This window comes from Micromonospora sp. BL4 (genome assembly GCF_003667505.1).
In the GTDB taxonomy this organism is placed as follows: Bacteria; Actinomycetota; Actinomycetes; order Mycobacteriales; family Micromonosporaceae; genus Micromonospora.
This window is the reverse complement of the sequence record NZ_RCVJ01000142.1, coordinates 25706-44089: the sequence shown is the minus strand read 5'-3', so window position 1 is coordinate 44089 and position 18384 is coordinate 25706. Positions and strand designations below refer to the sequence as shown.

The following is an 18384-nucleotide window of genomic DNA, read 5'->3' as shown; positions in this document are numbered from 1 at the left end:
GGTTACCCCCGGGGCGCCGCCGCGGTGCCGGCGGCACCCGTCCGTCAGGAGCATCAGCCGGCGTACGCCCGGCAGGCCGGCCCGGCTCTGCCGTCACCCGATCCCCGCCGGTCCCGGCCCGGAATGGTGCTCCTCGCCATCTTGCTGGCCGTGCTGGTCCTGCTCTGCTCCGGCGTGATTTCCTACAACCTGCGGAAGCAGTCGCAAGCCGGTGAACCCGGTGCGCTGGCTCCACACACCGTGACGTCCGACGTGCTGCGGCTCGACGGACGCGACGATGCGACCCGGACGTCGTACCGTCTTGGGATACGGCTCCAGCCGGACGACGGCGGGACGACGACGAGTGAAGGACGACAGACGCGATGACAGCGCAGGCCCGCCTGCTCGGTGGCAGGTACCAGGTCGGCGAGCTGCTCGGCTACGGCGGCATGGCCGAGGTGCACCGCGGTCGCGACCTCCGGCTCGGTCGTGACGTCGCGATCAAGATGCTCCGCACCGATCTCGCCCGGGACGCCACGTTCCAGATGCGGTTCCGTCGGGAGGCGCAGAACGCCGCCTCGCTCAACCACCCGGCGATCGTGGCGGTCTACGACACCGGCGAGGAGACCGCGCCGACCGGTGAGACGCTGCCGTTCATCGTCATGGAGTTCGTCAACGGGCGAACCCTGAAGGAGGTGCTCGGGGCCGAGGGCCGGTTGCAGCCCCGCCGGGCCCTGGAGATCTGCGCCGACATGTGCGCGGCGCTGGAGTTCAGCCACCGGCACGGCATCATCCACCGGGACATCAAGCCGGGCAACGTCATGCTCACCCAGACCGGCCAGGTCAAGGTGATGGACTTCGGCATCGCCCGGGCGCTGGCCAGCGGCGCGACCACCATGACGCAGACCAGCGCGGTGATCGGCACGGCCCAGTACCTCTCCCCGGAGCAGGCGCGCGGTGAGGCCGTGGACGCCCGCTCCGACGTGTACGCGGCCGGCTGCGTGCTCTTCGAACTGGTCTGCGGGCACCCGCCGTTCGTCGGCGACAGCCCGGTCAGCGTCGCGTACCAGCACGTGCGGGAGACGCCGCCGACGCCGAGCGACATCAACCCGGACGTCAACCCCGCGGTCGACGCGATCGTGCTCAAGGCGCTGTCCAAGAACCCGCTCAACCGCTACCAGAGCGCCGGCGAGATGCGTGCCGACCTGCTCCGCGCCGCCGCTGGCCGTCCCGTGCTGGCCACCCCGGTGATGCGCGAGGCGGAGACGGTGGCGATGGCACCGGCCGGCGGCGGGGGCGGCTATCCGCCCGCCGCCGGTGGGCCGCAGACCCGCCAGATCCCGGCCCGGGTCGGCGACCCGCGCCAGCGCAAGGCGTCCTCCTGGCTCATCGCGACCTTCAGCGCGGTCGGCGTGCTGGCGGTGATCGCCCTGGTCGCGGCCCTGCTCTGGAATCAGCAGCCGGACAAGGACTTGAAGTCGGTCCCCACCCTGACCGGCAAGACCCGGGACGCCGCGTTCGCCGAGATCACCAACGCCGGCTTCCAGCCGGTGGTGGGCGAGCCGGTGCTCGAGAGCAACTGCCAGAAGGACACGGTGGTCCAGCAGAACCCGCAGCCGGGGACCCAGCTGGAGCAGACGCGTCAGGTCACCATTCAGCTCTGTGGCGGCAAGCCCGAGGTGCCCGTCCCGGCTGGGCTCAAGGGCAGCAAGCAGGAGAGCGCCATCGCCCGGCTGGAAGACGCGAAGCTCGGCTACATCATCAAGGCCATTGACAACGAGGAGAGCGAGGACATCGTCCTCAGCGTCAGCCCGCCGGAGGGAGAGCGCGTCCCTGAGGGCACGAAGGTGACTCTGACCGTGTCCAAGGGCAACGTGCGTGAGGTGCCGGACGTTGTCGGGCTGAGCGAGGACGAGGCCAGCCGGACCCTGCGGAACGCCGGCTTCACGGTGAACGTGCAGGAGGGGCCGGAGGTGCCGGCTGACGAGGCCGGAAGAGTCACCGACCAGAGCCCGAATGCCAAGGACAAGAAGCCGAGCGGCACCAGGGTGACCATCAAGGTGAGTCAGCCCGAGGAGGTGGACCCGACGCCGACCGCGACGGCGACACCCACGGCGACGCCGACCGCCACGCCGACAACCCCCGGCACCGGAGGCGGCGGCGGGCTGCCGTTCCCACTCCCGCCGACCCGGCCCAACGAGGACTAGGCCCGATGGCTCGGTTCCGGGGACCGTCGGCGTGACAACCGCCGGACCCTCGGTGACCGACCCGCCGAGCCGGGCGAGGTGGTGGCGGCGGCGCCGGACCCGGGCAGCCGCTCTGGGCCTGGCCGTCGCGCTGCTTGTCGCCAGCCTTCCGTGGCTGTGGACGACGATCTCCGCTCGCGGCCACGTCCACGCCGAGGCCGACGCGCCGGCCGTCGACGTCGTGATCGTCCTCGGCACCGCCGTGGCTGCTGATCGACGTCGACCCGGGGAGCGGCTGGCCGGCCGCCTGGAGACCGCCGCCGAGTTGGTGAACAGCGGGCGGGCCCGGGTGGTCCTGGTGTCGGGTGACGGCGGTGGCACGTCGGGTGACGAGCCGGCGGTGATGACGTCGTACCTGACCGACCTCGGTGTCGATCCGCGTCGCGTGGTGGCCGACCCGCACGGCCTGGACACCTACGACAGTTGTGCGCGGGCGCGCGAGGTGTACGGGATCGAACGGGCCCTGATCGTGACCCAGTCCTACCACGTGTCCCGCGCCGTGACGCTGTGCCGACATCTCGGCCTGGATGTCGACGGAGTCACCGCCCGCTGCACTGGTTGTGGCCCTGCGTTGCTGGTCGAGAAGTCGGTCCGGGACTACTTCGCCAGCGGGAAGGCGGCCTGGGACGCGGTCCTGGGTCGTCCGCCCGCGGTCCGCTCGTCCGAGAATCCGGCGGTGCGGGACGCGCTGCGCGGCTGACCCGGTGCCAGTGGAGGCCGGCTCTCGCTGACCGGGGTCAGGCGGTGGCGAAGGCGGCGCGGCGACGGGCGTCGACCTCGGCGGCCAGCTCCGGGGCCCGCTCCAGCGCCTCCGTGTGGCCGCAGGCCGCCAGCCAGTTGGCGAGCATCAGGTGGCCGCCCTCGGTGAGCACCGACTCCGGGTGGAACTGCACGCCCTCGATCGGCAGCGTGCGGTGTCGCATCGCCATCACCACGCCGGAGCCGGTCCAGCCGGTGACCTCCAGCTCGTCGGGGAGCGTCTCGGGCAGTACGGCCAGTGAGTGGTAGCGGGTGGCGGTGAACGGGTCGGGTAGACCGGTGAGCACGCCGACCGAGTGGTGCCGCACCTCGGAGGTCTTGCCGTGCAGCAGTTCGGGCGCGCGGGCGACGGTGGCCCCGAACGCCTCGCCGATCGCCTGGTGGCCGAGGCAGACGCCGAAGATGGGCAGCTCGCCCGCGTACGCCCGGATGACGTCCAGGCAGATGCCGGCGCGGTCGGGACTGCCCGGCCCCGGCGAGAGCAGGATGCCGGCCGCGCCCACCTTGCCCACGTCGGCGACGTCGATCTCGTCGTTGCGGCGGACCTCGCAGTCCACCCCGAGTTGGCCCAGATACTGCACCAGGTTGAAGACGAACGAGTCGTAGTTGTCGATCACCAGGACGCGCATGGTCACCTGTCCGGGGAGGGCGGCGCGGAGTTGTTCCGGTCGGTGTCGTAGGGCAGCTCGTGTTCGTCGCCGGCCGGGGTCTCCCCGGTCACCGCGTCCCCGTTGCCCGGATCTCCGGGGACGCCGGAGTCCTGGGTGACCTGCACGTCGTCGAAGGGCAGCAGCGGCTCGGCCCACGGGAAGGCCACGTACCAGAGCAGGGCCACCGCGGCGGCGGCGAGCAGCACCGAACCGGTCAGCTTGCCGACCAGGCCGAACGGCAGTTTGCGCCAGATGAACGCGTACATCGGGTCAGCCTCCCAGCTCCGCCGGGCGGCCCGCCGACTTGGGTTGGGTCCGGTCCAGCTCGGCGTGGATGATCAGGCGCTGATAGTTGTCGAACTTCGGGTTGCAGGTGGTCAGGGTGAGCATCCGCTTGGTCGGCTTCTTGTCCGGCTCGCCGGGGACCGGCGCCACCACCTCGACCTGCGTAGGCTTGACGATTCGGGACCGCGACACCCGGTAGACGTACCAGTCGGTCTTGCTCTCGACCACGATCGCGTCGCCGTCGTCCAGCTCGTCCAGCCGCCAGAACGTGGCCCGGTTGCGGTGGCCGGCGACGGAGAAGTTGCCGACCTGTCCGGGCAGCGCGCTGGTCGGGTAGTGGCCCGGGGCGTACCGGATGTCGGCCTGGGTGACGCCCTCGACCACGACCCAGTTCTTGTCGAGCTTGGGGATGTAGAGGCCCGCGATCGGCTTGCCGCGCACCGGCGGCGACGGTTTGACGCTCGGGGTGGCCGACGGGGCGACCGTGGGGTCGTCGGTCGGGCCCCAGGCCTGGGCGAGCTGCTGGCTGAGGTCGTTCTGGTGGGCGTCGACGATGGCCGACTTGCCCCAGACCTCGTAGCCGGCGAAGAGCAGCACCACCAGCCCGAAGGTGATCAGGACCTCGCCGGTGACCCGGACGCCGGTGCGCAGCCGGGAGGCGAGCGAGGGGCGGGTGAGCTCCGAGTAGACGCTCTTGTAGCCCTCGCCGGTCTGGTGCGGCCGGAGCTGGACCACCCGCTCGCCGCGTCGGGGCCGCGGCGGCTCGGAGGGGCCGCTCTCGGCGCCGGCCGGTTCGTCGGTGGCCGCCGTGCGGGGGACGGCCCCCATCAGGGCTGTGGCGTCGACGGCCGGTGGCCGGGACGATGGCCTGGTGGGCACGGTCGGGATCAGTGCGGTCGCGCCCGGGTCGGCGGGACGGTCGGGACCGGCCGGAGCGGCCGGGGAGCCGGTGGCCCGTGCGGGCCGGGCGCCGACCTTGGGGATGAAGGCGGTGGGCGCGTCGACGCCGACGCTCGGGGCGCCCGGCGCCGTCGGGCGGGTCGAAGGGCCGGGGGTGACCGGCCGGGTCGGGGTTCCACCGGGCGCACCCGGGGTGGCACCGGGCAGACCCGGCGTGCCGCCGCTGGCCGGTGGGCGGGTGGCTGCGGCGTTGGGCGGAGTCGGCGGCCGGACGGAGGCGTTGCCGGGGGCGGTCGACCGGGCCGGTCCCTGGTCGGGTGCGGCCGGTCGGCCGGGGCCGCCGTGCGGGCCCAACCCGGCTGGCGCGGCGCCGGGCCAGGGCGGAGGCGCTCCGGCGCCCGGGGTCCGCTGCGGGTCGGGTCGAGCGGGCAGCACGGGGTCGGGCCAGTTGCCGGCCGGCCCCGGCCGGTCACCTCTGGGCTCGGGCCGGTCGACCTTGGGCAGAAACGCCGTCGGCTCGTCGGCCTGGTCCCGGTGTCGCCCGTCGCGCCGGTCGTCCGGGCCGCTCACCGGGGCACCGTCGCCGAGCGCAGGGCGGTCGAGTCCTCGAATGCCGGGACTGTCACCGCGGACACGGACTCCTTGTATCCGAGCTGGTAGTCGTCGACTGCGTCCTTGAACAACCGGACTCCCTCAGAGCTGGCGAGGGCCTGCTGGAGGGCAGCGGGATCGCCGATTGCTACGATCTTGAACGGTGGGGAGTACACCCGCCCGTGGAGCAGCAGGGTGTTACCGACGCAGCGTACCGCGCTGGTTGCCAGCACGCGGACGTTCATGATTGACATGGCCTCCGCCCCGCCGGCCCAGAGCGCGTTGACCACCGCCTGTACGTCTCCCTGGTGCACCACCAGGTCGTCGTTGCTGGCGTCCGTGGGCGTCTGGTCGCTGCGTCGAGGCGCGTCGTTCAGCTCCACCGTCACCCCGGTGCCGCTCAGCGCGGTGAACCCGGCGGCCTGGAGGCTGCCCTGGGCGCGGTCCTGCTGGGCCTTGATCGGGCTGTCCGAGTGGGCCAGCGCGTCGGTCCGCTCCTCGACCTCGCCGCGCAGCGTGGCGGCCCGGCGCTCGCTCGCCGCCACCTGCTCGCGGCGGTCCTCGATGAGCTGGTTGAGCTGGGGACGGCGGTCCTCGCGCAGCGAGGTGCCGCCGGCGGTGGTCGCTGTGGTGGTGAAGAGCAGCCCCGCCGCGGCGGCGATCAGGGGCACTCCGATCGACCAGCCTGGCCGGCGTTGACGCGGTCGCCGGGGCAGCAGCCCGGCACCGGCCCGTCGAAGGACCTTCTGCCAGGAGGCGGCGCCGGATGTGTACTCCACCGAGCGTTCCTTCCGCGTTTCGGGGATTGGTCCGCCCCGGCTGGGCCGGTGATACGAACAGTCCCGCCTTTTTCGGTCACTCCGCGCACCGGCCTGACCCCATTCGTGGTCCGGGCGGGCGTTCCGGACTACGCTAGCTTTCGAACATTATTGGCCATGGACCGTCGCCCCCGCGCCCGGTTGTCAGGCCGGACGAGGTCGTCACCCCCTCTGGAGAGCGTCGTGCCCAAGTCACAGGTCCGCAAGAAGAAGGTGTACACCCCGCCGACGGACGTCCGTCCGACGACGGCGGCATCGTCGCGCAAGCCTAGCCCGGTGTGGTTGCCGATCACCGCGGTGGCATTGATCGTCGCCGGCATCGGGTGGCTGGTCGTCTACTACCTCTCCGAGCAGGAGTACCCGGTCATGGCGTGGGGTTACTGGAACCTCGCGGTGGGCTTCGGCGCGATGGTCGCCTCGCTCGGGCTGCTCTCCCGCTGGCGCTGAGCCGGCCCGGCACGGCGCCGCGCCGGAGGATGCACGTCACCCCACGGAGCCCCTGCCCGGCAGGACCGGGCGGGGCACCCTATGGTGTCCGCAGGGCGGCGTGGCCCGCTGCGAGATGACTCACGTTACTGCTGGGTAACCTTGCGCGTAGGCTGCACTGCATGACCGAGCGGAGCGAGGTCATCGACCGGTCCGGTCGCAGGTGCGGCAGCGGCGCGACGCTGGCTCCGTCCTGACCCGGCCCCCGGTCGCCGAGCCGCTCGACAGGCAGCAGACCGGGGAGGCCAACTCGATGGGCAGCGTCCAGATCGTCACCACGATCCTCGCGGCCGCCATCACCGCCGTGGCGGTGTGGCTTGCGGCACGCGCGGTCCTCAAGATGGTGGCAGTCATCCGGCTCGGGCAGCCCGCGCCGGAGCGGTTCACCGACAAGGTCAGCCGTACGAAGACCATGCTGGTGGAGACCGCCGGCCACACCCGGATGCTCAAGTGGGGCGTGGTGGGCGCCGCCCACTGGTTCGTGATGGTCGGCTTCATCGTGCTGTCGCTGCTGGTGCTCGAGGCGTACTTCGAGGTGGTCACGCCGACCGGTGGTCTGCCGATCATCGGGCACTGGGTGGTCTTCGGGCTGGCCACCGAGATCATCGGCGTCCTGGGCCTGGTCGGCATCCTGGTGCTGATGGCGATCCGGCTGCGCAACCGGCCGAACCGCCCGGGCGGCCGGTCCCGGTTCACCGGCTCGACCATGTGGCAGGGCTACTTCGTCGAGTGGGTCGTGCTGCTGGTCCTGATCTTCGGATTCGTGATCCGGGGCTTCAAGGTCGCCACCGACCACTTCGAGTACCCGCTCTGGGCCACCCCGGTCAGCCACGCGGTCGGCGCGGTCCTGCCCGACTGGCACGACGGGGCGAGCGTCGCCGCCCTCATCAAGATTGTCATCTCGATGACGTGGCTGATCGTCATCTCGCTGAACGTCACCATGGGCGTCGCCTGGCACCGCTTCCTGGCCTTCCCCAACATCTTCTTCAAGCGGGAGCCCGCCAAGCCGGCCGGCTCGGGCCTCGGCGCGCTGCGCCCGATGACGAGCCAGGGCAAGCCGCTCGACTTCGAGGAGGCCGACCCGGAGAAGGACCAGTTCGGCGTCGCCCAGGTCGAGCAGTTCAGCTGGAAGGGTCTGCTGGACTTCAGCACCTGCACCGAGTGCGGTCGCTGCCAGTCGCAGTGCCCGGCCTGGAACACCGGCAAGCCGCTCTCGCCCAAGCTCCTCGTGCTGAGCCTGCGCGACCACGCGTACGCCAAGGCGCCCTACCTGCTCGCCGGCGGCGGCAAGGACCTGACCGGTGAGGAGAAGGCCACGGCGGCGCAGCTCGCGCACGTCGACGTGCTGGCGCTGGCCGAGGCCGACCGCCCGCTGATCGGCACCGCCGAGGAAGGCGGTGTCATCGACCCGGACGTGCTCTGGTCCTGCACCACCTGCGGCGCGTGTGTCGAGCAGTGCCCGGTGGACATCGAGCACGTGGACCACATCGTCGACATGCGCCGCTACCAGGTGCTGATCGAGTCGAGCTTCCCCTCCGAGGCCGGCGTGATGCTGCGCAACCTGGAGAACAAGGGCAACCCGTGGGGCGCACCGCAGAACACCCGCGAGGACTGGACCAAGGGCCTCGACTTCGAGGTGCCCCGGGTCGGCGAGGTGGACGACTTCGAGTACCTGTTCTGGGTCGGCTGCGCCGGCGCGTTCGAGGACCGGGCCAAGAAGACCACCCGCGCGGTGGCCACGCTGCTCAACGAGGCGGGCGTCAAGTTCGCCATCCTGGGTGAGGGCGAGACCTGCTCCGGTGACCCGGCGCGGCGGATCGGCAACGAGTTCGTCTTCCAGATGCTCGCCCAGCAGAACGTGGAGACGCTCAACGAGGCGTTCGAGGGTCGGGAGAAGGCCAAGCGCAAGATCGTCGCTACCTGCCCGCACTGCTTCAACACCCTGGGCAACGAGTACGGCCAGCTCGGCGGCGAGTTCGAGGTGGTCCACCACACCCAGCTGCTGGCCCACCTCGTGTCCACCGGCAAGCTCACCCCGGTGCAGCCCGTCGACGGTGGGGTCACCTACCACGACCCCTGCTACCTGGGCCGGCACAACCGGGTCTTCGCCGCTCCCCGCGAGGTGCTCGGGGACGCCATCGAGGGCGAGATCACCGAGATGCCGCGCAACAGCGAGCGCTCCTTCTGCTGCGGCGCCGGCGGCGCCCGGATGTGGATGGAGGAGAAGATCGGCAAGCGGATCAACGTGGACCGGGTCGAGGAGGCCATGGCCACCGGGGCGAAGACGGTCGCCGTCGGCTGCCCGTTCTGCTCGACGATGCTCAGCGACGGGGTGAACGGCAAGGGCGCGGGCGAGCAGGTCGAGGTGATCGACGTGGCCAGCGTGCTGCTCCGCTCGGTCAAGCCGGAGCAGCCGCAGGGTGACAAGGCGGCCGCGCCGGTCGCCGGCTGAGCCCGCGTACCGCAGAAACACCGGACGGCGGTGGCACCCACGGGGTGCCACCGCCGTCGTCGTGGCAGGGCCCCTTGGCGGCACCGCGGTCAGCGTCGACCACCGTGGAACGCCTCCGCTACCGGCAGGCCGGTGGCCGGGCATCCGCCGTGGCACAATCGCGCCGAGGTGAGGCGAACATCGACGGGATTCTCCTGGCCACGCTGCTGCCCCTGGTCGGCTTCGCTGCGCTGACCGCCGGCAACGCGTTCTTCGTCGCGGCCGAGTTCGCCCTGGTCACGGTCGATCGGGCGGAGATCGACCGCCGGGCCGCCGCCGGGGACCAGGCCGCCCTGACGGTACGCACCGCGCTGCGCGAGCTGTCCTTCCAGCTCTCCGGGGCGCAGCTCGGTATCACCATCACCGCGCTGCTGACGGGCTACCTGGCCGAGCCGGCCCTGGCCCGGATCTTCACACCGCTGCTGCGTCCGGTGGCGGGGGACGGCGCGGAGCGGTTCACCCCGTTCCTGGCCCTGGCCCTGGCCACCCTGATCTCCATGCTCTTCGGCGAGCTGGTGCCCAAGAACGCGGCGCTGGCCCGGCCGATGCCGGCAGCGCTGGCCACCGCCGGCCCCATGCACACCTTCTCCCGCACCTTCGGCTGGGTGATCCGGGGTCTGAACGGCTCGGCGAACCGGCTCGTCCGGGCGCTCGGGGTGGAGCCGCAGGAGGAGCTCCGGAGCGCCCGCTCGCCGGAGGAACTGGGACTGCTGGCGGCCATCTCCGCCCGGGCGGGCGCACTGCCCTCGGACACCGCGATGCTGCTGCGCCGCACCATCCGCTTCGGTGACAAGCGGGCGGCCGAGGCGATGACCCCGCGCGTGGACGTGGTCGCGCTGCGGGCCACGGCCACGGTGGCCGAGTTGCTCGAGCTGTCCCGGGAGACCGGGCGGACCCGGTTCCCGGTGTACGAGGAGACCGTGGACCTGGTCACCGGGGTGGCGGGGGTGCCGGACGCGCTCGGCGTGCCGCTGGCCGCCCGCTCGTCGACCATGGTCGGCTCGGTGGCCCGCGAGCCGGTGTACGTGCCGGAGAGCCTGGACCTGGACGGCGTACTGGCCGCGCTGAAGGCCGCCGGCGCCGACCTCGCGATCGTGGTCGATGAGTACGGCGGCACGGACGGCGTGGTCACCATCGAGGACCTCGTCGAGGAGCTGGTCGGGGAGATCGCCGACGAGTTCGATCCGGCCAGTGTGGACGACGCCGGTCCGGTCGAGCTGACCGTGCCGGGCGGGGAGCGCACGGTGCTGGTCGACGGGGTGCTGCGCTCCGACGAGCTGGCCGAGCAGACCGGCTTCCGGCTGCCCGAGGGGCCGTACGAGACGCTCGCCGGGTATCTGATGGCCCGGCTCGGGCACATCCCGCTGGCCGGCGAGACGGTCGAGGCGGGTGGCTGGGAGTTCACCGTGGTCGAGGTGGAGCGGCACCGGATCGAGCAGGTCCGGGTGCTGCGCCCGGCGGAGCCGGACGACGATGCCTGAGCTGCTGGTGACCGTCCTGCTGCTGCTCGGCAACGGGTTCTTCGTGGGCAGCGAGTTCGCGCTCATCGCGTCCCGGCGGACGGTGATCGAGCCGCTGGCCGCCGGCTCGAAGCGGGCCCGGTGGGCGCTGTCGGCGATGAACCAGATTCCCCTGATGATCGCGGGGGCGCAGCTCGGCATCACGGTCTGCTCCCTGGGTCTCGGCGCGATCGCCGAGCCCGCGCTGGCCCACCTGCTGGAGTCGCCGTTCCACGCGGCCGGTCTGCCCGAGCGGGCGGTGCACCCGGTGGCGTTCGTGCTGGCGTTGGGCGTGGTGGTCTTCCTGCACACGGTGGTCGGCGAGATGGTGCCGAAGAACATCACGCTGGCCGGTCCGGAACTCTCCGCGCTCTGGCTCGGGCCGGCCATGCTGGCGTTCTGCGTGGCCACCAAGCCGCTGCTGCTGGCGATGAAGTGGGCGGCCCGGCGGGTCCTCGCGTTCTGGCGGATCGAGGCGTCCGAGGCGGTGAAGACGGTGTTCACCGCCGAGGAGCTGGCCGGGTTGGTCTCGCAGGCGCGCACCGAGGGGTTGCTCGACGCGGAGCAGCACGCCCGGATCACCGGCGCCCTGGCCCTGCACACCCGGACGGCGGCGGACGCGTGGCAGCCGTGGTCGACGGTGGTGACGGTGGCCGAGGACGTCTCGCCCGCGTCGCTGGAGGTGCTGGCGACCCGGACCGGCCGGTCCCGGTTCCCGGTGGTGCAGCGGTCCACCCGGCGGGTGCTCGGTTTCGTGCACGTCAAGGACGTGCTCGGGTACGCCGGACAGGCGCGCCGGGCACCGGTGCCGGCGGAGATCTACCGGCCACTGGCGGTGGTGCCGCCGGAACGTACGCTGGCCGACCTGCTGCTGGCCATGCGCCGCGAGCGGAGGCACATGGTGCTGGTCAGCGACGGCCGTCGCCCGCTGGGCGTGGTCACGCTCGACGACGTATTGACCGCAATCGTTGGCTGATGGACCAATACCCTTGGTGTGCAAGCGGTTGCGTGACAGTGACGGTGACGCCTCTCGCCTTGATTCCGGTGCTGCGCTTCCCTAATGTGGGGCACCGACCGCTGTGGGTCGTCTGCCTCGGCCCTTCCCTCACGCGAGGCGCCCGGCGGTCGGTTGCAAAGGAGTCGGTGCCGGTGGCAACCATGCCCCCTCATCGTCACGCCCCGGGGCTGCCCGCTCGGCCGGGCGGTCTGCGCCGGGTCGCCCACCGTCTACTCGTCCTGGTCGCCGCCGCCGCGGTCGGCGCCGGCGTGCTCTCCGCGCCCGTGCAGGCCGCGCCCACGGTCGACGAGATCGAGGCGCAGATCGACAAGCAGTGGGAGCAGTTGGAGCCCACCATCGAGCAGTACAACAAGGTGCGGTCGCAGCTGAAGACCAACCGGAAGAAGTCGTCCGAGCTGCAGAAGAAGATCGAGCCGCTGGCGCTGCAGAGCGAGCTGGCGCTGACCCGGGTCAGTGACCTCGCCTCCCGCTACTACATGTCGGGCCCCTCGCACGACATCGGCGCTCTGCTGGTCAGCGCCAAGCCGGACACGCTCACCGAGCAGCTCACCGTCCTCGACCGGCTCGCCGCGCGGGAGCGCAAGGAGGTCGAGGGCGTGCTGGCCGTACGGGCCAAGTACGACGGCCAGAAGCAGAAGCTGGACACGCTGATCGCCACCCAGACCAAGCAGCAGAACGAGCTGGCGGCGAAGAAGAAGCAGATCGACGGCGAGATCAAGCGGCTCGAGGCGTCCCTGCCGAAGACGACGATCAAGACCGAGGGCTGCCCGACCATCAACGGGGTGGCCAACGCGGCCGCCCAGAAGGCGATCAAGACCGCCTGCCAGCAGGTCGGCGACCCGTACGTATGGGGCGCCACCGGCCCGAACTCGTTCGACTGCTCGGGCCTGACCCAGTACGCGTACAAGGCGGCCGGGATCTACCTGACCCACCACACGGGTGACCAGTGGCACGAGGGCAAGGCCATCTCGCGGGCCGACGCCCGACCCGGTGACCTGGTCTTCTTCTTCAGCGACCTGCACCATGTCGGCCTGTATCTGGGCAACGACAAGATGGTGCACGCGCCACGCGCCGGCAAACCGGTGCAGGTGGCCAGCATCAACAACATGCCGGTCGCCGGGTTCCGCAGACCCGGCTGATCCAGCAGGCACGACGAGGGCCCCCGGTCGAACGACCGGGGGCCCTCGTGCCGTTTCAGCGGTTTCAGCGCGGTGCGCCCACCGGAGACGGCAGGAGCTGCACGTCGGCGAGGTCGACGTACATGATCCGGTGGCCGAACTGGATCTGGGCGTACCGGTTCTGGCCGCGGATGACCGTCCAGTCGCCCGGCGACGAGCCGTCGAACGTGGTGGCCCGGTAGTACTCGCCCGGCAGCACCGCGCCGACGGCGTACCGCTGGCCGGCCGCCAGTGTGTACTGGAGCGGCGAGATCGGTTGGTAGGGCACCCCGGCCGGGTACGCGGCCTCCTCGGGGTACGCCCGCCCGTACACGGGGATGGTGGCCCGTCCGGGCTTCGGGGTGGCCACCACGCCGACGGTCCAGGTGGCGGTCGGCGCCGACGCCGGGTTGTGGAACCACGCCTTCTGTCCGAGGTACCAGATCGCCGTCCAGTCACCCTGACGGCCGGCGAGGGCGTACGTCTGGCCGGCGGACGCCCGGGCGCCGTGGTCCGACACGGCCATCGTGTTCGGGGTGCCGTCGGGGCGCAGTGCGATGTCGTTGACCAGCGGCGCGTCCGCGGACGGCGCGCTGCGCAGCACCACCGCCGATGAGCCGCGCGGCGCGCACGGCACTCCGGCCGTGACGCAGCCGGTGAACGCCGGCTGGTTGGTGGCGTAGTCGGGGTCGATCCGGACCAGGCCGGTGGCCGGGATGCCGGTGTCCAGCCGTGGCGCGTGCAGCAGCGTGAAGTAGTGCGTCCAGTCCCAGTAGGGGCCCGGGTCCCAGTGCATTCCGCGCACGGTCGAGGCGACGGTGCCGGGCACGTTGTCGTGACCGATGATGTGCTGACGGTCCAGCGGGATACCCAGCCGCAGGGCGAGGTGCCGGACCAGTTTTGCGGAGGTCCGGTACATCGCCTCGGTGTACCAGGTGCCCTGCGCGGCGAAGCCCTCGTGTTCCAGCCCGATCGACTTGGCGTTGACGTACCAGTTGCCGGCGTGCCAGCCGACGTCCTTGGTCTTCACGTGCTGGGCGATGTGCCCGTCCACCGAGCGCAGAGAGTAGTGCCAGCTCACGTAGGTCGGGTCCTGGACGAGTTGCAGCGTGGTCGCCCAACTCGCCTCGGTGTCGTGGATGACGATGTACTCGATCTTCTGCCGGCCGGGCCGGTCGGAGAGGTCGTGGTTGCCGTAGTCCCCGGCGCCGAACGCCTCGTACGGCGCCGGTATCCACTCGCAGGAGATGGTGCGGGGGCACTCCAGCCCGTCCGGACGGGCGAGCCGGCGCAGTCCCAGCCGGTCCAGCCACGAACGCTGAGGTTGGATCGCCCGGGCCGGCAGCGTGATCCGCTGGCCGTCGTCGGTCACCCGGGACTCGCCGGCGCCGATGGTGGTGAACACCTCGTCGGCGAAGGCCGCCGCGGCGTCCGCGCTGTCCGCGCCCGCGTAGCGGGCCACCGCGCCGTACCAGGCCGCCGGGTCGGTGTCGGCGCCCACCGGCGCGGCGAGCTCTCGCTGGTAGGCGGCCAGCAGCGCGGCGCCGCCACGGATGTTGACGCTCGCGTCGGTACGCAGCGACTCGGGCGCGGCACCGGTCAGTGCGGCGGCGGCGTCCACGGTCTGCAACGCGGCGGCGGGCGGCGCGGGATCCTCGGCCGGGCGGGGCGCCACCACCCGTGCCGGCCGCGAGTCGTCGCCGCGCGGGTCCTCGGTGCCGGCATCGTGGTGGCCGCGCCCCGGCAGGGCGGCCACGTGCCGGGCGTCGGTCAGGTGCATCGGGCCGTAGCCGCCGCTGGTGCTCGGCGTGCCGGCGTTGGTGTCCCAGCGTGACTCCAGATAGGAGACGCCGAGCAGCACGTCGACCGGCACGCCGTACTCGGTGGCCGCGGCGACGTACTGCTGCTGACGGTCGGCCGCGGGCGCGGCCACGGCGGGACTGGCGGGTAGCGGTACCGCGGTCGCGGCCGCGACCACGGCGGCGGCGAGCAGCGCGCGCCGGCCGGTGGACAGGGTTGGACGGTACATCGAACCCCCTAGATCTGGCGGGTGAAGATGAGGCCACCTTCGCCCCGCCCGGAGCCCGCGTCAATACCTTTCCATCCACCGAGGTATGTAGAAGAAAACTTTCGTCTCCGGTCGTCGTCCCCCGCAATCGGTACGGAGTGTCACGGCCCCACCGGTTGCGGATCGGTAACGGCCGTCTCTACTCTGGTCATTCGTCGGGCCGACAGCAGCTCCGCCCACCCGGGCGGTAACGGACCGACACCGCCGAGTCGCTTCTCAGCGAACCGGGGACCCAGGTTTCCTGGGGTGAATCCGCAGTCACTGCGGTAGGGCGCCCACCTTCCCGCCCGAACCCGTCAGCTAACCCGGTAGGCGGTCAGGAAGAAGGAGTACGGAACCCGGTGGCTCACCAAGCCCCGCGGCCGTCGTCCGAGCGGCCGGCGTCAGCCGGCCCGACGTCGATCGTGCCGCGCCCACGCTGGTCCCGCTTCACCACCGCCCTCGCCGCCCTGGTCGGCGTCGCCGTCGTCCTGACCGGCAGCGCCACGGCGGCCCACGCCGACCCGTCCGTCGCCGAGATCGAGCGCCAGATCGACGCCGACTGGAACAAGCTCGAACCGATCATCGAACGGCACAACGCCACCCGTACCGACCTGGCCGCGAAGCGCAGGCAGGCCAACGCGCTGGCCGCCCGGATCGCCCCGCTGGAGCGCCAGGTCGACGCCGCGATGGACAAGGTCAGCTCCCTGGCCGTCCGCGCGTACAAGGGTGAGAACGTCTCCACCGTCAACGCCGTGCTGGGCAGCAGCTCGCCCAGCGAGGTGGTCGGGCAGCTGGAGATGCTCGACCGGTTCGCGCACGACCAGCAGCAGGACGTACGGCAGGTGGCCGACCTGCGCGACGAGTTGGCCCGGCAGAAGGCGCCACTGGACGAGATGGTGGCCCAGCTGACCCGCACCGAGGCCCAGCTGGCGGCCAAGAAGAAGCAGATCAACGACGAGATCGACCGGCTGCAGAAGCTGCGCCTCAAGGTCTACGGCAACGGTGGCGGCGGCCCGCTGCGTCCAGCGCCCTGCCCGGCGAGCTACCCCGGCGGCGGTGCCGGTGTGGCGGTCAAGTTCGCCTGCGCGCAGATCGGCAAGCCCTACGTCTGGGGCGCCGAGGGCCCGAACTCGTACGACTGTTCCGGCCTGATGCTGGCCGCCTGGGCCAAGGCCGGGGTGTCCCTGCCGCACAACGCCGCACAGCAGAGCCGGGTCACCAAGGACGTCAGCAGGGCCGACCTGCGCGCCGGTGACCTGGTCTTCTACTACAGCGACATCCACCACGTCGGCATGTACGTCGGCGGTGGCTGGGTCGTGCACGCCTCGCAGGCCGGCCAACCGGTCAAGATGAAGAAGGTCGACGACGGCCCGATCCACAGCTACGGCCGCCCGGGCTGATCCCTGGTGACCGATGGGCCCGTCGCGATCTGTCGCGGCGGGCCCTCGTCGTTACGGCCTCAGCGGGTTGGCCAGGTGCGCCAGTGCTGCCAGGCGCGGCTCGGGGTCGGGCCGCGCTGGCCCTGGTAGCGCGAGCCGTAGACCACCGAGCCGTACGGGTGCTCGGCCGGCGAGGAGAGCTGGAAGATGCAGAGCTGCCCGATCTTCATGCCCGGCCAGAGGGTGATCGGCAGGTTCGCCACGTTCGACAGCTCCAGCGTCACGTGCCCGGAGAAGCCCGGGTCGATGAAGCCGGCGGTGGAGTGCGTGAGCAGACCCAGCCGGCCCAGGCTCGACTTGCCTTCGAGGCGGCCGGCGAGCTGGTCGCCGAGCGAGATCACCTCCAGCGTCGAGGCGAGCACGAACTCCCCCGGGTGCAGCACGAACGGCTCGCCGTCGGGCACCTCGACGACCGAGGTGAGGTCGTCCTGCTGCATGGCCGGGTCGATGTGGGTGTAGAGATGGTTGTTGAAGACCCGGAACAGCCGGTCGAGTCGTACGTCGATGCTGGACGGTTGGACCAGGGTGGGCTCGAACGGTTCCAGGCCCAGCGTGCCGGCCTTGATCTCGGAGACCAGGTCGCGGTCGGAGAGCAGCATCGGACCACCATAGCGGCGTTGCCGGCAACAGCCAGATTCGGTGCCGGTGACCAGCGCGTCGAGGTCGCTGGTCGTACATTTGTTCGATAGAATGCCGGCATGGCTTCCTGGTCCGAATTCGCCGCCGACGAGCCCCGACTCGCCGACGGGATCCGCGTTCTCCTCCAGCAGTACGGGCCGGGCTTCGGCTACCTGGCCACGGTCCGCGCCGACGGCGGGCCGCGGGTCCATCCGGTCTCCCCGGTCATCACCGACGAGGGTCTCTTCTGCTTCATCCTCGACTCGCCGAAGCGTCGCGACCTCGAACGGGACGGCCGCTACGCGCTGCACTCGTTCCCGCCGGAGGAGAGCGACGACGAGGCGTACGTGGCGGGGCGCGCCTGGCCGGTCACCGATCCGGCCCGGGTGGCCCGGCTGGCGCAGAGCGCACGGGCGGCCCCGCAGGTCGACTGGCGGCTGTTCGAGTTCACCGTCGACGTGGCGATGCTGGCTCGCCGCGAGCAGCACGGCATGGGCATCCCGGGTGGCGCGCCCGGCCGTCCGGCCGTCCAGGTCTGGCTCGACCCGCACGCTCCGCCCGCCGCGGCCGGGCCGTCTTCCGTGCCGCAGACCCGCCCGGCCCGCCGCAGCCGTGACGTCCAGCGCTCGGCCGCCTGACCGCGGCCCACGATCCGGTCCTGGGGAAAGACGCCGGTGCCGGCTCCGTCGTGACGGGGCCGGCACCGGTGGTACGCGGGCAAGCTGCGGACCACGGGGTACCTGGGTGCACCGGCTGGGTGACTCAGGTACAGTGGTGCCGCTTGCGGGTGTAGTTCAATGGCAGAACATCAGCTTCCCAAGCTGACAGTGCGGGTTCGATTCCCGTCACCCGCTCCAACGCGAAGGCCCTGGTCAGGATGCGGAATCCGAGCCGGGGCCTTCGAGCTTCCAAAGGTCGGTGACTGTCGATCGACCATCCTCCGGTCGGGTGACGACGAGCGGCCCGCGGGCGACCATGATGTCGAGATGACCACGGTGGACGACCGGCCGGAGGGCACTGAGCCGGTAACGATCCGTGCCCGCACCCGCGCGCTGCGCCTCGGGGCGGCGATCCCCCTCGCGATCGTCGGTTTTCCGCTCCTGCTGGGGATGGCATTCAACCTGATCTGGTGGTCACCGGCGCTCAGCGGTCCGGGTCCCGACCCGTGCGATCCTGCCGTCGACGGGTGGGGTGCCTGCTGGCGTCCGGAGCAGCGGACCTTCTGGATCGTGGCCGCTGCGGCAGGCCTGCCGGGCGCGGTCTGCCTCGTGCTCACGTTGGTCCGAATTTCCCGCACCGGCCGCTGGTGGCCGTGGCCGATCGCGGCGGCGGCGCTCCTCGTCGCCTGCAGCCTGGCGCTGTCGCAGATTCCCTGAATTCGGGGCGGGGTTCGAGTCC

General features: G+C 71.6%; 16 protein-coding genes, 1 tRNA gene, 1 pseudogene and 1 riboswitch. Of the genes and pseudogenes, 12 read left to right on the top strand and 6 right to left on the bottom strand.

The window, feature by feature from the left end; translation table 11 throughout:
* From EAD89_RS17955 to EAD89_RS17945, 3 genes and pseudogenes are all read left to right on the top strand, one after another.
* Positions 1–366, top strand: a pseudogene (locus EAD89_RS17955) (serine/threonine protein kinase); the annotation flags it as partial.
* Entirely contained in the window at positions 363–2186 is a 1824-nt protein-coding gene (gene pknB, locus EAD89_RS17950; RefSeq protein ID WP_121676545.1) for a Stk1 family PASTA domain-containing Ser/Thr kinase, read from the top strand. The pseudogene EAD89_RS17955 and the gene pknB, both read left to right, overlap by 4 nt.
* A 31-nt stretch (positions 2187–2217) precedes the next feature.
* The gene (locus EAD89_RS17945) at positions 2218–2925 is read left to right on the top strand and encodes a vancomycin high temperature exclusion protein (RefSeq protein ID WP_199733548.1); all 708 of its coding nucleotides are present in this window, start codon (positions 2218–2220) and stop codon (positions 2923–2925) included.
* Positions 2926–2962: 37 nt separating this feature from the next.
* On the opposite strand, the gene EAD89_RS17940 is transcribed toward EAD89_RS17945, so the two are convergent.
* Genes EAD89_RS17940 through EAD89_RS17925 form a run of 4 tightly spaced genes read right to left on the bottom strand, consistent with a single transcriptional unit; the run spans position 2963 to position 6189 of the window.
* Positions 2963–3613 (bottom strand): aminodeoxychorismate/anthranilate synthase component II, encoded by a 651-nt coding sequence (locus tag EAD89_RS17940; protein ID WP_121676543.1) that lies wholly within the window; start codon positions 3611–3613, stop codon positions 2963–2965.
* A 2-nt stretch (positions 3614–3615) separates the two neighbouring features.
* Complete coding sequence (locus tag EAD89_RS17935; RefSeq protein WP_121655644.1) at positions 3616–3900, bottom strand: hypothetical protein; 285 nt, start codon at positions 3898–3900, stop codon at positions 3616–3618.
* Positions 3901–3904: 4 nt separating this feature from the next.
* Positions 3905–5389, bottom strand: coding sequence for a class E sortase (locus EAD89_RS17930; protein ID WP_121676542.1), 1485 nt, complete (start codon positions 5387–5389; stop codon positions 3905–3907).
* Positions 5386–6189 carry a DUF881 domain-containing protein gene (locus EAD89_RS17925; RefSeq protein WP_121655642.1) on the bottom strand — a complete coding sequence of 268 codons (804 nt, stop codon included), beginning with the start codon at positions 6187–6189 and terminating at the stop codon, positions 5386–5388. Before EAD89_RS17925 ends, EAD89_RS17930 begins: the two co-directional genes overlap by 4 nt.
* 222 nt (positions 6190–6411) lie before the next feature.
* Between EAD89_RS17925 and EAD89_RS17920 the strand changes: the two genes are divergently transcribed.
* From EAD89_RS17920 to EAD89_RS17900, 5 genes are all read left to right on the top strand, one after another.
* Positions 6412–6675 (top strand): cell division protein CrgA, encoded by a 264-nt coding sequence (locus tag EAD89_RS17920; RefSeq protein WP_121655641.1) that lies wholly within the window; start codon positions 6412–6414, stop codon positions 6673–6675.
* 292 nt (positions 6676–6967) lie between these two features.
* Complete coding sequence (locus tag EAD89_RS17915; protein ID WP_121676548.1) at positions 6968–9166, top strand: (Fe-S)-binding protein; 2199 nt, start codon at positions 6968–6970, stop codon at positions 9164–9166.
* Between the two features lie 206 nt (positions 9167–9372).
* The gene (locus tag EAD89_RS17910) at positions 9373–10686 is read left to right on the top strand and encodes a hemolysin family protein (protein ID WP_121676547.1); all 1314 of its coding nucleotides are present in this window, start codon (positions 9373–9375) and stop codon (positions 10684–10686) included.
* On the top strand, positions 10679–11680 hold the full coding sequence (locus EAD89_RS17905; RefSeq protein WP_121655640.1) for a hemolysin family protein: 1002 nt from the start codon (positions 10679–10681) through the stop codon (positions 11678–11680). The genes EAD89_RS17910 and EAD89_RS17905 overlap by 8 nt, the downstream gene beginning before the upstream one ends.
* Positions 11681–11862: 182 nt before the next feature.
* Entirely contained in the window at positions 11863–12861 is a 999-nt protein-coding gene (locus EAD89_RS17900) for an NlpC/P60 family protein (RefSeq protein ID WP_121676541.1), read from the top strand.
* A gap of 64 nt (positions 12862–12925) precedes the next feature.
* Here the strand turns inward: EAD89_RS17900 and EAD89_RS17895 are convergent, their stop codons facing one another.
* Positions 12926–14908 (bottom strand): N-acetylmuramoyl-L-alanine amidase, encoded by a 1983-nt coding sequence (locus tag EAD89_RS17895; RefSeq protein WP_121676540.1) that lies wholly within the window; start codon positions 14906–14908, stop codon positions 12926–12928.
* A 231-nt stretch (positions 14909–15139) separates the two neighbouring features.
* A riboswitch (cyclic di-AMP (ydaO/yuaA leader) is annotated at positions 15140–15276 on the top strand.
* Between the two features lie 75 nt (positions 15277–15351).
* On the opposite strand from EAD89_RS17895, the gene EAD89_RS17890 reads away from it, so the two are divergent.
* Positions 15352–16329, top strand: coding sequence for an NlpC/P60 family protein (locus EAD89_RS17890; RefSeq protein WP_233578786.1), 978 nt, complete (start codon positions 15352–15354; stop codon positions 16327–16329).
* Between the two features lie 59 nt (positions 16330–16388).
* Here EAD89_RS17890 and dcd read toward each other — a convergent pair whose 3' ends face one another.
* Positions 16389–16967, bottom strand: coding sequence for a dCTP deaminase (gene dcd, locus EAD89_RS17885; RefSeq protein ID WP_121676538.1), 579 nt, complete (start codon positions 16965–16967; stop codon positions 16389–16391).
* Between the two features lie 99 nt (positions 16968–17066).
* Here dcd and EAD89_RS17880 point away from each other — a divergent pair, with 99 nt between their 5' ends.
* The 3 genes from EAD89_RS17880 (at position 17067) to EAD89_RS17870 (ending at position 18362) form a co-directional block, all read left to right on the top strand.
* The gene (locus EAD89_RS17880) at positions 17067–17624 is read left to right on the top strand and encodes a pyridoxamine 5'-phosphate oxidase family protein (RefSeq protein WP_121655636.1); all 558 of its coding nucleotides are present in this window, start codon (positions 17067–17069) and stop codon (positions 17622–17624) included.
* Between the two features lie 145 nt (positions 17625–17769).
* Positions 17770–17843: transfer RNA gene (locus EAD89_RS17875), tRNA-Gly, on the top strand.
* Between the two features lie 129 nt (positions 17844–17972).
* Complete coding sequence (locus EAD89_RS17870) at positions 17973–18362, top strand: hypothetical protein (protein WP_121676537.1); 390 nt, start codon at positions 17973–17975, stop codon at positions 18360–18362.
* Positions 18363–18384 lie beyond the last annotated feature (22 nt).

Coding starts and splice junctions, on each gene's coding strand:
- pknB (WP_121676545.1), top strand. CDS start 363: ATGACAGCGCAGGCCCGCCTGCTCGGTGGCAGGTACCAGGTCGGCGAG.
- EAD89_RS17940 (WP_121676543.1), bottom strand. CDS start 3,613: ATGCGCGTCCTGGTGATCGACAACTACGACTCGTTCGTCTTCAACCTG.
- EAD89_RS17935 (WP_121655644.1), bottom strand. CDS start 3,900: ATGTACGCGTTCATCTGGCGCAAACTGCCGTTCGGCCTGGTCGGCAAG.
- EAD89_RS17915 (WP_121676548.1), top strand. CDS start 6,968: ATGGGCAGCGTCCAGATCGTCACCACGATCCTCGCGGCCGCCATCACC.
- EAD89_RS17905 (WP_121655640.1), top strand. CDS start 10,679: ATGCCTGAGCTGCTGGTGACCGTCCTGCTGCTGCTCGGCAACGGGTTC.
- EAD89_RS17900 (WP_121676541.1), top strand. CDS start 11,863: ATGCCCCCTCATCGTCACGCCCCGGGGCTGCCCGCTCGGCCGGGCGGT.
- EAD89_RS17895 (WP_121676540.1), bottom strand. CDS start 14,908: ATGTACCGTCCAACCCTGTCCACCGGCCGGCGCGCGCTGCTCGCCGCC.
- dcd (WP_121676538.1), bottom strand. CDS start 16,967: ATGCTGCTCTCCGACCGCGACCTGGTCTCCGAGATCAAGGCCGGCACG.
- EAD89_RS17880 (WP_121655636.1), top strand. CDS start 17,067: ATGGCTTCCTGGTCCGAATTCGCCGCCGACGAGCCCCGACTCGCCGAC.
- EAD89_RS17870 (WP_121676537.1), top strand. CDS start 17,973: ATGACCACGGTGGACGACCGGCCGGAGGGCACTGAGCCGGTAACGATC.